Annotated in this window: 9 protein-coding genes; 4 read left to right on the top strand and 5 right to left on the bottom strand. The window is 69.3% G+C overall.

The features are described from left to right. Window positions 1–20: 20 nt before the first annotated feature. Window positions 21–2441 (top strand): PQQ-dependent sugar dehydrogenase, encoded by a 2421-nt coding sequence (locus ACIBVP_RS36810; RefSeq protein WP_396111095.1) that lies wholly within the window; start codon window positions 21–23, stop codon window positions 2439–2441. Window positions 2442–2523: 82 nt separating this feature from the next. Then, window positions 2524–3744 (top strand): ROK family transcriptional regulator, encoded by a 1221-nt coding sequence (locus ACIBVP_RS36815; protein ID WP_396111096.1) that lies wholly within the window; start codon window positions 2524–2526, stop codon window positions 3742–3744. A gap of 7 nt (window positions 3745–3751) precedes the next feature. On the opposite strand, the gene ACIBVP_RS36820 is transcribed toward ACIBVP_RS36815, so the two are convergent. Beyond that, a complete protein-coding gene (locus ACIBVP_RS36820) occupies window positions 3752–4474 on the bottom strand; it encodes an SDR family NAD(P)-dependent oxidoreductase (protein WP_396111097.1) in 723 nt (240 codons plus the stop codon). 153 nt (window positions 4475–4627) lie between these two features. On the opposite strand from ACIBVP_RS36820, the gene ACIBVP_RS36825 reads away from it, so the two are divergent. Next, the gene (locus tag ACIBVP_RS36825; RefSeq protein WP_396111098.1) at window positions 4628–5641 is read left to right on the top strand and encodes a sigma-70 family RNA polymerase sigma factor; all 1014 of its coding nucleotides are present in this window, start codon (window positions 4628–4630) and stop codon (window positions 5639–5641) included. Window positions 5642–5704: 63 nt separating this feature from the next. On the opposite strand, the gene ACIBVP_RS36830 is transcribed toward ACIBVP_RS36825, so the two are convergent. The 4 genes from ACIBVP_RS36830 to ACIBVP_RS36845 all read right to left on the bottom strand — a co-directional run bounded on the left by ACIBVP_RS36830 (window position 5705) and on the right by ACIBVP_RS36845 (window position 10773). Next, a complete protein-coding gene (locus ACIBVP_RS36830; RefSeq protein ID WP_396111099.1) occupies window positions 5705–6982 on the bottom strand; it encodes a PHB depolymerase family esterase in 1278 nt (425 codons plus the stop codon). Between the two features lie 87 nt (window positions 6983–7069). Beyond that, the gene (locus tag ACIBVP_RS36835) at window positions 7070–8443 is read right to left on the bottom strand and encodes an endo-1,4-beta-xylanase (protein ID WP_396111129.1); all 1374 of its coding nucleotides are present in this window, start codon (window positions 8441–8443) and stop codon (window positions 7070–7072) included. A gap of 431 nt (window positions 8444–8874) precedes the next feature. Then, window positions 8875–10023: a mandelate racemase/muconate lactonizing enzyme family protein gene (locus tag ACIBVP_RS36840; protein ID WP_396111100.1), complete on the bottom strand. Its 1149-nt coding sequence runs from the start codon at window positions 10021–10023 to the stop codon at window positions 8875–8877. 3 nt (window positions 10024–10026) lie between these two features. Beyond that, window positions 10027–10773: a carbohydrate ABC transporter permease gene (locus ACIBVP_RS36845; protein ID WP_396111101.1), complete on the bottom strand. Its 747-nt coding sequence runs from the start codon at window positions 10771–10773 to the stop codon at window positions 10027–10029. 402 nt (window positions 10774–11175) lie between these two features. Here ACIBVP_RS36845 and ACIBVP_RS36850 point away from each other — a divergent pair, with 402 nt between their 5' ends. Further along, window positions 11176–12822 carry a glycoside hydrolase family 27 protein gene (locus ACIBVP_RS36850; protein WP_396111102.1) on the top strand — a complete coding sequence of 549 codons (1647 nt, stop codon included), beginning with the start codon at window positions 11176–11178 and terminating at the stop codon, window positions 12820–12822. Window positions 12823–12859 lie beyond the last annotated feature (37 nt).

A 12859-nucleotide genomic window follows, 5' to 3' on the forward strand; every position in this document is an offset into this window, starting at 1 on the left:
CATCGAGAGGCCCACCAACCATGAATCACCGTCGATTCTCCGCGCGCGTCCTCGCGCTGGCGGCCGGTGGCGCGCTGGCCGCCGGTGTCGTCACCGCGACCGCGGCCGCGCACCCCGGCCACGAGCCCGCGGTCACCCCGCCGGCGAGCAACTTCCAGAAAGTTCCGCTCAACACCGACGTCACGCAGCCGATGTCGCTCGCGGTGGCGCCCGACGGCCGGGTGCTGTTCGTTGAGCGGACCGGCGGCCTGCGGATCTGGCAGCCGAACACCGGCGCCACCGTCACGGCCGGCGCCGTCAACGTCGACACCCGAGGAGAAAGCGGGCTGCAGGGCATCGGGCTCGACCCCGACTTCGCGACGAACGGCTGGCTGTACCTGTACTACTCGGCGATCGACGCGCCGGAGAAGAGGCTGTCCCGCTTCCACCTGACCGGCGACACGCTCGACGTGGCGAGCGAGGTCGTGCTGCTGACCGTCCCCACCACCTACCCGCCGCGACCGTCGCACGTCGGCGGGTCGATCGAGTTCGACCCGGCGGGCAACCTGGTGCTGTCCACAGGAGACGACACCCAGCCGTACGAGTCGAACGGGTACACACCCATCGACGAGCGGCCCGGCCGCGCCGAGTTCGACGCGCAGCGCACCTCCGCCAACAGCAACGACCTGCGCGGCAAGATCCTGCGGATCACCCCGACCGACACGGCGGCGGGCGGGTACACGATCCCCGGGGGAAACCTGTTCGCGCCGGGCACACCGGACACCCGGCCGGAGGTCTACGCGATGGGCTTCCGCAACCCGTTCCGCATGTCGGTCAACCCGGACACCGGTGACCTGCTCGTCGCCGACTACGGACCGGACGCGCGCTCGGCCAACCCCGACCGGGGTCCGGCGGGCCACGTCGAGTGGCAGACCGTGTCCGAGCCGGGCTTCTACGGCTGGCCGTACTGCCACGGCCCGAACCTCGCCTACAACGACTACGACTTCGCCACCGGCGTGTCCGGCCCGAAGTTCGACTGCGCGGCGCCGGTCAACGAGTCGCCCAACAACACCGGGATCCGCGACCTGCCCGCGGTGACCGCGCCGGAGATCTCGTACTCGTTCAGCACCCCGGATCCGGACTTCCCGGAGCTGGGCACCGGCGGCGCGCCGATGGCCGGGCCGGTCTACCGGTACGACCCGGACCTCGCCTCGGACCGCAAGTTCCCCGAGCACTACGACGGCAAGGCGTTCTTCTACGAGTGGGGCAAGCACTTCCTCGCCGAGATCGAGCTCGACGCGGCCGGTGCGCCCGTGCACGCCTATCCGTTCCTGCCCGACCAGACGTTCAACGCGCCGATGGACATGACCTTCGGCCCGGACGGCGCGATGTACCTGCTCGAATGGGGCCGCGGGTTCGGCCGCAACAACCCCGACGACGGGCTCTACCGCATCGAGTACGCCGAGCCGGGCAAGCGGTCGCCGATCGTCGCCGCGACCGGAACCCCGACGAACGGACACCGCCCGCTGAAGGTCGCCTTCTCCAGCAGGGGGACCACCGACCCCGACGAAGGCCAGAAACTGCGCTACCACTGGGACTTCGGTGACGGCAAGACGTCCACGGAGCGCCATCCCGCGCACACCTACACCAGGAACGGCGACTACCAGGCGATCCTGACGGTCACCGACGAGACCGGTCGGTCCGCGTCCGCCGCCGTCACGATCACCGTCGGCAACACCCCGCCGGAGGTCGAGTTCGCCGCGCCGACCGACGGCGGGTTCGTGGGCGAAGGCGACACGGTGCGGTACCGGGTGTCGGTCACCGACGCCGAGGACGGTGCCGTCGACTGCGCGAAGGTCGTCGTGCAGCCGGCGATCGGCCACGACTCGCACGCCCACCCGCTGGAGGAACTGCCCGGCTGCGAGGGCAGCTTCACCACCGCGGCGGGCGGGCACGGCGCGGACGCCAACATGTTCTACGCCGTCACCGCCACCTACACCGACAACGGCGGGGACGGGGCGTCCCCGCTCATCGGGACGACAGAGATCCTGTTGCAGCCCAAGCACCGCCAGGCCGAGCACTACAGTGCGGAGTCCGGCACGTCCGAGTCCCGCAACGACGCCGCCGCCGAGGGCGCGTACCGCGTCGCCGGCATCTCCACCGGCGACTGGATCGCCTTCGACCGCATGAGCGTCGAAGGGATCGACGCGATCAGCTACCGCGTCGCGGGAACGGCGGGCGGCCGGATCGAGCTGCGCGCCGACGCACCGGACGGCCCAGTGCTCGCCACGACCCCGGTGGCCGCGACCGGTGGTGGCGCGCGCTACGTGAACACCGCACCGGCGCCGGTCACGGCGCTGGCGGGTACGCACACCCTGTACCTGGTGTTCACCGCCGACGTGGCGAACGGGTACAACGTGGACGCGATCGACTTCCACGGGACCGGTGTCGCATCGTCGTGACGACCACAGCAGCCGACGCCCCGCACGCTCCGTGTGGGGCGTCGGCATGGTACTTGACCGGCGGAAATGCTATTTTTGACACGTGAGAAAAGAACTCCCGCCCTGGCACGCCGGCAACATCACGCGGGTGCGGCGCCTCCTCCAGCCGGAGCCCGTCCGCCAGGAGGAATCCGGGCGCAACGGCCAGGTCCTGCGGCTGCTCCAGCAGGAACCCGGGCTCACCCGCAGCGAGGTCGCGCGCAGGCTGGGGCTCTCGGCCACGACGATGACACGCGTGGTGGGGCAGCTCCTCGAGTACGGCTGTGTCACCGAGACGCGGAAGGTGTCCCGCGTCGGCACCGGCCGCCCGGGCACCGAGCTGTCGATCGAGCCCACGTCGTACTTCGTCATCGGCGTGCACATCGGCGTCGGCTCCGTCCGCCTCGGCGTGATCGACGTGCTCGGCGAAACCCGCGAGCAGACCGACTTCGAGTTCGACGCCCAGCAGGACGTCCACCCCGTCCTCGACCGGATCGCGGAGGCGGTGCCCGCGCTGCTCGCCAAGGCACGGCTGGACCACACGCGGCTGCTGGGTGTCGGCGTGGCCGTGCCGGGCCCGGTCGACGGCGGTCACCGCAAGCTGCTGTTGCCGATAAACCTGCCGTGGCGCGAGGTCGGGGTCGCGGACCACCTGGAGCAGGCGCTCGGTGTGCCGGTGGTGGTCGACCACAACGTACGGTCGATGGCGCTGGCCGAGGCACGGTTCGGCGCGGGCCGCAAGCTGGGCAGTGTCGCGTTCATCTACCTGCGCACCGGGGTCGGCGCGGGCCTCGTCGTCGCGGGGCAGGCGTTCCAGGGCGGCGTGCACGGCGCGATCGAGGTGGGGCACCTGCGGATCGTGGAGAACGGCGAGAAGTGCATCTGTGGCGGGATCGGCTGCCTGGAGACGGTCCTGTCGGAGCGGGCGCTGCGGCACGCGCTCACCGACCTCGGACTGCCCGCCGGCACGGCCAATCCGTTGGAGACGCTCCTGCGCGCCACCGAGCACGACCCCGCGGCCGCCAAGCACGCCGAACTGGTGACCAAGCACCTCGCCACGAGCCTGTCGTTCCTGACCAACCTGCTGAACCCGGAACTGATCCTGTTGGGCGGTTTCCTTTCCACCGCACCGGAAACGTTCGTGACCAGGCTGGCCGAGGCCACCCGCGAGGCGGTCTTCCCGGTCATCCGGCCCGCCGTGCAGCTGCGACGGTCGAGCCTCGGCCTGGACGCGGGCGTCAACGGCGCGGCCACCGTGGCACTCGACCACCTTTTCTACGCCTGAGGCACCGCTACTGGTTCTGGGCCTCGCCGACGAGCGCCGCGTTCTGACGTTCGAGCGCCTTGACCGCGCCGCTGTTCCAGCTGTCGGCGAGCGCCTGTGAGAAGGGATCGGGGAAGATCTCGTCCTCTCCCTTGTCCAGCGCGTCGAGGATGGCCGCGGCTACCGACTGTGGTGACGTCTTCGGGATCTCGAGGTCGCGCACCATGTCGGTGTCCACGGGACCGGGCAGTACGGCGTGGACGTCCACGCCCTGGCCGGCGAGAGTGGCGCGCAGCGACTGCGTCAGCGAGAAGGCAGCCGCCTTGGACATCGAGTACGCGGGACTGATGGGCACGGCAGCCACCGCAGCCAATGACAGCACGTTGACGATCGCGCCCTGTGACTCGACAAGCCGGGGCAGGAAGGCCTGCGTGAGGGCGTAGGGGCCGAAGAGGTTGACCGCGAGATGCTGTTCGATGGCGGCTCGGTCGGCCAGGTCTTCGTAGCCGTAGACGCCCGCGTTGTTGATCAGGACGTCGAGCGAGTCAACGGTCTCGGCGGCGCGGTTGATCTGGGCGGCGTCCGTCAGGTCCAGGGCCAGGGGCGTGACCCGCTCGTCCGTGGGGTTCATGGCCTGCCGGGTGCCGGCGTAGACCCGTTCGACGCCCCTGCTCAGCGCCTCGTCGACCAGCGCCCTTCCGATGCCGCGGTTGGCTCCGGTGACCAGGACCGTCTTGCCCGTGAGTGTCACGTGTGCTCCTCATGAGGTGGAATCGAGCTGTCGACGGTTCAGACACCACGCTGTGGAGGAACTGGGCGGCCGTGACGCGCCCAGTTCCCGGCCGGTCCGGTGTCAGAACCGGAGAAGGGCTGGCAAGAACCGACACCTGGTGGGTGATGAGACGTGACAGCGAGCGAGCTGATCGCGAGGGCGCGGGCCGGCGATGGCGAGGCGTTCCGGCAGCTGACCGAGCCACATCGCCGGGAGTTGCACATGCACTGCTACCGGCTGCTCGGCTCGTTCCAGGACGCCGAGGACGCGGTGCAGGACACGCTGCTCGCGGCGTGGCGGGCACTCGACCGGTTCGAGGGGCGGGCCTCGATCCGCACCTGGCTGTACCGGATCGCCACGAACCAGTGCCTCAACGCGATTCGCTCGGCCAGCCGTCGCCCGGCAAAGGAGTGGGATGTGCCCGAGATCGAACCGCCGGAGCCGAGCAGGCTCGGCGAAGTCGTGTGGCTGGAGCCCTACCCCGACGCTCTCCTCGACGGTGCGATCGCCGCGCCGGTCGGACCGGAAGCACGGTATGAACAGAAGGAGTCCATCTCGCTGGCGTTCGTCACCGCGCTGCAGATCCTGCCGGCACGCCAACGCGCCGTCCTGATCCTGCGCGAGGTGCTCGGCTACCCGGCGGCCGAGGTCGCCGACATGCTCGACTCCTCCGTCGACTCGGTCAACAGCGCGCTCAAACGGGCACGCGCCGCGCTGCACCGGCGAATCCCGCCGAGCGGGATCAACGACTCACCACCTGCGCCCGCGTCGCCCGCCGAAGAGGCACTCGTGGCGAGGTTCGCCCGTGCCTACGAATCCGGCGACGTCGACGCCCTGGTCGGCCTGCTCACCGACGACGCTCGCGTCTCCATGCCGCCGATGCCGCTCGAGTACCTCGGCCGCGACGCCGTCTCCGGGTTCTACGCCGCGCTCATGAGCGCCAACCGCAAGTACCACCTGGTGCCTACCCGCGCGAACGGCCAACCGGCGTTCGGTACCTATCTGCGCTCGGGCAGTGATGGCATCCGGCGTGGGACGGGGCTCGTGGTCCTCACCTTGGCCGGCGACCGCATCAGCGCCGTGACCCGTTTCGACAACAGCGTCCTTCCGTGGTTCGGGCTCCCGCGTTCCCTTCCCGGCAACTGAAAGCCTTCCGTTTCGGAAGCACCAGCGAGAGTCATGTTCAGTGCCGAGTGCGGTGGGGAACCGTCAGTACGTCGTGGTGGTGCAGGGTGTGCCGTTGAGCGTGAAGGATCCGGGTTTGCCGGTGTTGCCGGTGTGGGTGGCCTGGAAACCGATGCTGACTGACGCGTTCGGTGCGATCGTCGAGTTGTGGTCGACGTTGCGTGCGGTCACCTGCCCTGACGACGGCGTGTAGGTGGCGTTCCACCCGGATGTGATGGTTTGACCGTTGGGCAGGGTGAACACCAGCGACCATCCGTTGATCGGGGCGGAGCTGGTGTTGGTGACGGTGAGGTTCTCGGTCAGTCCGGTGTTCCACGCGTAGACCGTGGCGCCGACCCGGCAACCGCCCGGCTCGGGTTCGGGCGTGGGGCCGGAGCCGGTCAGGCCGAAGAACGCGATGGCCGATGCCGCCATGCCACTTGAGGGCAGGGTGTGCCCGGCGCCCTGGATGCTGTAGGCCTCCACCTGGACGGTGCCGGAGGTGTCGGCGTAACGGCGGCGGTTCCAGTTCGGCTGCGGGGTGTCGGTGGACGTCGGTGTCTGGCTCAGGCCGAACACGTTGGTCCACTGCTCGATCTCCTCCTGCAGCAGGGAGTACGGCACGAGCGTGTCGGCGGTGCCGTGCCACAGCTGGATTCGCGGGCGCGGTCCGGTGTAGCCGGGGAAGGCTTGGCGGACCGCGTCTCCCCACTCCTGCGGTGTCCGGTTCATGCTGCCGCCGGTGCACCTGCTGGCACCCGGTGGGTAGTCCGCCGCGTTGGCGAAGCAGTTGAACGGCACGCCCATGAACGCCGCACCCGCCTTGAACACGTCGGGGTACAGGGCGAGCATGTGGTTGGTCATCATGCCGCCGGAGGACGAACCGGTGGCGAACACCCTGTTCGGGTCGCCGCCGTAGCGTTGTTCGACGTAGGTGACCATGGAGACGATCGACACCGGGTCGCTGCCACCGCCTCGGCGTTTCGCCGCGTCCGACCAGGTGTCGAAACAGTTCCCGAACCCGGCCTGTTGCTGGGCGCTCGGGTAGATCACGATGAACCCGTGCCGGTCGGCGAGCGAGGCGAACTCACTGCCCGAGTAGAACCCCGGGCCGGAGCCGCCGCAGCCGTGCATGGCGACCACGATCGCGGGGTTCGCCGGGCGGGAGTCCGGCACGTAGACGTGCATGCGCGTCCCGCCCGGGTTGTCGCCGAAGCCGGTCACCTCCACCAGTGACGCCGCGGCCGCCGCGGGCGGGAACACGAGTGCGGTGATGGTCACCAGCAGGGTGCTGGCGAATGTCACGAGCGCCGTTCTGATCATCGGTGACCTCCGTTCGGCGAAAGGTTCAGCGGGCGGGTCCGGGACCGCGAGCGCGGGCCCCGGGAGGTCCGGGACCCGCGCTCGTGTTCAGCCCTGGTTGATGCCGGTCCACCGCTGGTTCGCGTTCGCGGTACACGAGTACAGCTGGATCCGCGTGCCGTTGGCCGTGCCGGCGCCGACGGCGTCGAGGCACAGGCCAGACTGGGCGTTGGTGATCGTGCCGTTCGAGTTGAAGTTCCACTGCTGGTTCGAGTGACCGTCGCAGTCCCAGATGACCACGGCGGTGCCGTTGGTCGTACCACGGCCGCTCGCGCCGAGGCACTTGCTGCCGTACACGGTCAGCTGTTTGCTCGACGTGTACGTCCACACCTGGTTGGACTGGCCGTGGCAGTCCCACAGCTGCACCTGCGTGCCGTTGTTCGTGGTCGCGTTCGGCACGTCGACGCACCGGTCCGCCCCGACCGAGCGGATCTCACCGGAACCGGCGGGCGGGTCGGGATCGGGGTCCGGGTCGACGCTGTTGAGCACGTCCAGCACGGCGTTGTAGGCGGCCTTCTTGTTGCCGTTGTTGTCGAACAGCAGCGGGTTCTCGCCCTGCCGCCACGAGTCGCTGTCCCGGATGCCCCACACGGTGATGCCGTTGCAGCGCGGGACGTTGAGGCAGGCGCGGGTGACGGTCGCGTACACGTTCGCCTGGTTCGACCCCGAGATGTCCAGCTCGGTGATCTGCACGTCGACGCCGAGCGCGGCGAAGCGCTGCAGGTTGGCCTGGTAGTCGCTGGGCACGGAGTTGCTCAGGTGCGACTGGAACCCGACGCAGTCGATGGGTACGCCGCGGTTCTTGAAGTCGGCGACCATGTTGTAGATGGCGGTGCTCTTGGGGTTGATGCCGTCGGTGTTGTAGTCGTTGTAGCAGAGTTTGGCGTTGGGGTCGGCGTTGCGGGCGGCGCGGAAGGCGGCTTCGATCCAGTCGTTGCCGGTGCGTTGGAGGTTGGAGTCGCGGCGGGTGCCGCTGGTGCCGTCGGCGAAGGCTTCGTTGACGACGTCCCAGGAGTGGATTTGGTCGCGGTAGTGGGTGGCGACCTGGGTGACGTGGTTGATCGCCGCGGATCGCAGGTCGCTGCCGGACAGGTTCTGCGCCCACCCCGGCTGCTGCTGGTGCCACAGCAGGGCGTGCCCGCGCAGCAACGCGCCCTGGCCGCGGGCCTGGCTCGCGATGCGATCCCCGTTGCTGTAGTTGAACTGGTTGCGGTTGGGTTCGGTCGCGTCCCACTTCATCTCGTTCTCGGCGGTGATGCTGTTGAACTCACGCCGCAGGATCGTGGAGTACGTGCTGTCGCCCAGCTTGCTCGCCGCGACCGCGGTCCCGAAGTAGCGGCCGGACTGCGCGGCCGCGGCGCCCAGTGTCGACTCGGCCGCCTGTGCGGTGCCCGCGAACACCGACACCAGACTCGCGACCATCAACCCGACCGCGAGGCACACCACCGCCGCGACCGGGCTTCTTCGAATGTTTCGATGCATTGCGCGTTCCCTTCGACAACATTGTCCACGGGGTCGACAACACGGCGGCAGGTATCGCGTCATCGCGCGCTCACCAAGTGCTGCCCTCGCCACCGAAGGTAGCGAGCGACTTGACAGAAAGTCAATCTCGTTGTGAACGCTAATTCGACAGGCGCAGCCGTCAGCGTTGCCTCAGAGGCTTCGGTGCGCCATCTCTACCTGTGTAGATGCGTGTCGTGCGATCGTTGCCGTCCCGTTCGGAATGACGTTGAGGCCGACTTTGTGAGCGCGCTCATGGGCGACGGAGGTATCGGCGGGAAAGCCTGCGTCGAACATCGGATGTCCCGAAAGTTTCGCATTCAGCTCCTTGCTGGGGAGCCATTTCGAAACTTTCACCGGGGGTGTGTCGAAATCGTGTCGTCGTACGGTGCGGCGAACAGCCGGTGCCCGGCGGCGGGCGGCCGGATGTGCGGACCGTCGCCGTTGTGGGCCGGGTGACCCACGTGTGCCGTCCGGATCGCGTGCTCGTCGACGTCGACGCCCGCGCCGGGTGTGTCGCCCAGGATGAACGCGCCGTCCTCGACGTGGTGGGCCAGGCGCACGCCGACTGGTGGCTCGAGGTCCTGGAGTTCGCCGGCCAGGTGGTTCGGCACCGCCGTCGCGGCGTGCAGCAGGCCGGCCGGGGTGTTGCCGACGGGGCTGACCGGCAGGTCGTGGGCATGGGCCAGGGCGGCGACCCGCAGGAAGTGGGTGACGCCCCAGACCGCCGCGGTCTGGACGACGTCGAGCGCGCCCGCCGCGAGCAGCGGCCGGAACTGTTCGAGCCCGGTGAGGTTCTCCCCGCTGGCCACCGACGCCCGGATGCCCCTGCTCACCGCGGCCAGCCCGTCGGCGTCCCAGCGCCGGACCGGTTCCTCGACCCAGGTGAGGTCGATCGTGCGTTCCAGTTCGCACACGTGGCGGACGGCCTGCTTGCGCGTCCACGTCTCGTTCGCGTCGAGCATCAGCGCGGGCCGTGCGACCCGGCCCGCGTCGGTGAGCACGTCCCGCACCAGTGCCAGCCTGCGCCGGTCCTGGTCGACGTCGAGCCCGCCCTTGAGCTTGGCCGCGCGCAGGCCGCGGTCGGCGTAGGCCTGGTACACCGCCACGAGTTCCTCGTCGTCCAACGCGATGTCCAGGCCGGACGCGTACGCGGGCACCCGCCGGTCGCGGCCACCGAGCAGCCGCCACAGCGGCTCCCCGGCCGCTTTCGCCTTGATGTCCCACAGCGCCGTGTCGAACGCGCCGATCGTGCCGAACACCGCACCGGCGTGCCCGGCCTTGAACGTTCGGCGCAGCATCCGGTCGTACAGCGCCGTGACCCCTCTCGGGTCCTCGCCGTCGAGGTGCGGCCCCAGGCCGACTCCGGTGATCTCCTCGTCGGTGTCCACCAGGACGATCGGCACCGGGGTGCGTCCGTCCGCGAGCACGCCGTTGGCGTCGCCGACCGGGCGGCCCCAGTCCAGGACCGTGGTCAGTGTGCGGAATCCGGTGATGCGCATGGGTCAGCCCTTCGTGGCGCCCGCCGTGACGCCCTGTGCGATCTGGCGCTGGAAGAACAGGTAGACCACCAGCATGGGAACCGCCGCGATCAGGACGCCCGCGGCGAACGTCGGGATGTCGTCGGAGTACTGACCGCGCAGCGCCGTGACACCGACCATGAGGGTGCGGTGTTCCGCCGACGGCATCACCAGCAGCGCGATCAGCACGTCGTTCCAGCAGAACAACGTGTCGAGGATGCCGACCGAGATCAGCGCCGGGGTCCCGAGCGGCAGCATGACCCTGCGGTACACGCCGAAGAGCGTGTTGCCGTCGAGCATGGCGGCGTCGACGATCTCGGCGGGCACGTGCGCGTAGTAGCTCGCCATCAGGAAGATGGTGAACGGCAGGAACTGGGCGACGTACGCGAGGACCAGGCCGGGGTAGGTGTCGATCAGGCCGAGCGTGGCGAGCGTCCGCGCGAGCGGGACCATGACGACCTGGAACGGGACGAACAACGCGGCGAGGCAGCCGAGGAACAGGACCCGCGAACCGCGGAACCGCAGCCGCCCCAGTGCGAAGCCCGCCATCGACCCGATCAGGAGCAGCACGACGACCGCGCACAGCACGACGACCAGCGAGTTGACGAAGTAGCGCGCCATCCCCGCGCTCTGCCACGCGGTCACGAGGTTGCCGGCCCGCGCGGAGTCCGCGGGGGAGAAGCGGTCGGGGTGATGCCCGCGCCGGTCATCACCCCGGGGGCGACGCCGCATCTGGACTCCGGACCTTTCCGGGCGACGACGAGCAGTAGATGGATACGACTCATGACTTGACGCCGGCACGCTGGGCGACGGTATGGTGTCAGGCGAGTGACCGTTCCCGCGATGGATCGGACTCATCCGGGCTTGTGTCGACGAGGTCCCGCTGCGGTGCGGCGTGGGCGATGTCCTCGGCTGATCGCGCTGGGAGCGCTCCCAATCGGCTCGGATACGCATTTTCGCGCGGCATGTTCGCGATCACTTGAATGCTCCTCAATTGTCGAAAGTTTCGACAGAAACCCTGTTGTACTGCGGTTGTCTCGCTCAGTCGTATTGTGTTAGCGTTCACATTCGAACCACTTGTGCGTCGTGTTTCACACACCGTCAACGATGATGGGGTCCTTTATGTCTGGTGAAATGCGCCTGCTGCGGAAGGTCGCCGCTGCCACGCTCACCGTGCTCGCGACGGCCGGGCTGGTACTGCTCCCGTCCGAGTCCCACCGGCCAGTGGCCCAGGCGGCGCCGGGAAGCCCCGCCGTGACACCGCCGCTGGGATGGAACAGCTGGAACAGCTTCGGCTGCGGCGTGACCGAGTCGTCGGTCCGCCAGGCGGCCGACGCGATGGTCAGCTCGGGGATGCGGGACGCGGGCTACCAGTACGTGGTGGTGGATGACTGCTGGTTCGACCCGAGCCGCGACAGCCAGGGCAACCTGCGGGCCCACCCGTCGAAGTTCCCGAGCGGTATGAAGGCTCTCGGTGACTACATCCACGCCCGAGGGTTGAAGTTCGGGATCTACCAGGTGCCGACGGAGCGGACCTGTGCTCAGCGGGTCGGGACACACCCGGGTTCGACCGGCAGCATGGGCCACGAGGTCCAGGACGCCAACACGTTCGCGTCGTGGGGCGTGGACTACCTCAAGTATGACTGGTGCTCCCCGGACGGGACGCGGGACGAGCAGGTCGCGCGGTTCTCGCTGATGCGGGATGCGTTGCGGGCCACGGGGAGGCCGATCGTCTACAGCATCAACCCGAACAGCTTCCACGCGATCACCGGTGACAAGTACAACTGGGGCGAGGTCGCCGACCTGTGGCGCACCACCGAGGACCTCCTCGACATCTGGCAGAACGGCAACACCAACAGCTACCCGATGGGTGTCGGCAACGTGGTCGACGTCAACGCGCCGCTGGCTGCGCAGGCAGGGCCGACCCACTGGAACGACCCCGACATGCTCGTGGTCGGCCGCCCGGGACTGACGCTGACCGAGTCGCGGGCGCACTTCGCGTTGTGGGCGTTGATGGCCGCGCCGTTGATGGCGGGCAACGACATCCGCACCATGTCCGCCGAGGTGAGCGCGATCCTGCGCAACCCGCGCCTGCTCGCGGTGAACCAGGACCGGCTCGGTGCGGGCGGGCGCCGGGTGCGCGACGACGGCAACGTCGAGGTGTTCGCCAAGTCGCTGTCCGACGGCTCGGTCGCGGTCGGGTTGTTCAACCGCGGCGGCGCCACCGCCACGATCAGCACCACGGCCGCGCAGGCCGGGCTGTCCGGCGGCTCGTTCACGCTGACGGACCTGTGGACCGGCGGCACTGCGGCCACCTCGGGGCAGATCAGCGCGAGCGTGCCGGCACACGGTGTCGCGGTCTACCGGGTCTCCGGCGGGACGCCGGTCGACGCGACGACGTCCCGGCTGCGCGGCGCCGGGTCGAACCGGTGCCTCGACGTGGACGGCGCCGCCACCGCCGCGGGCACCACCGCGTTGATCTGGGACTGCCACACGGCCGCGAACCAGTCCTGGACCACCTGGGCGAACGGCGAGATCCGCGTGTACGGCGACAAGTGCCTCGACGCGTACAACCAGGGCACCGCCAACGGTACGCGCGTGATCATCTGGACCTGCAACGGCCAGGCCAACCAGCGCTGGACGTTCGCGTCGGACGGGTCCGTCCGCAACGTCGGGTCCGGACTCTGCCTGGACGTCAACCAGGCGGGCACCGCGAACGGCACCACGACCATTCTCTGGACCTGCAACGGCCAGGCCAACCAGCGGTGGTCGCGCGCCTGAGCGGGCGGTGCGGCTTGCCGATGTGAAAACCCTTTCC

The sequence above is a fragment of the Actinophytocola sp. NPDC049390 genome, assembly GCF_044466355.1.
Lineage (GTDB): Bacteria > Actinomycetota > Actinomycetes > Mycobacteriales > Pseudonocardiaceae > Actinophytocola.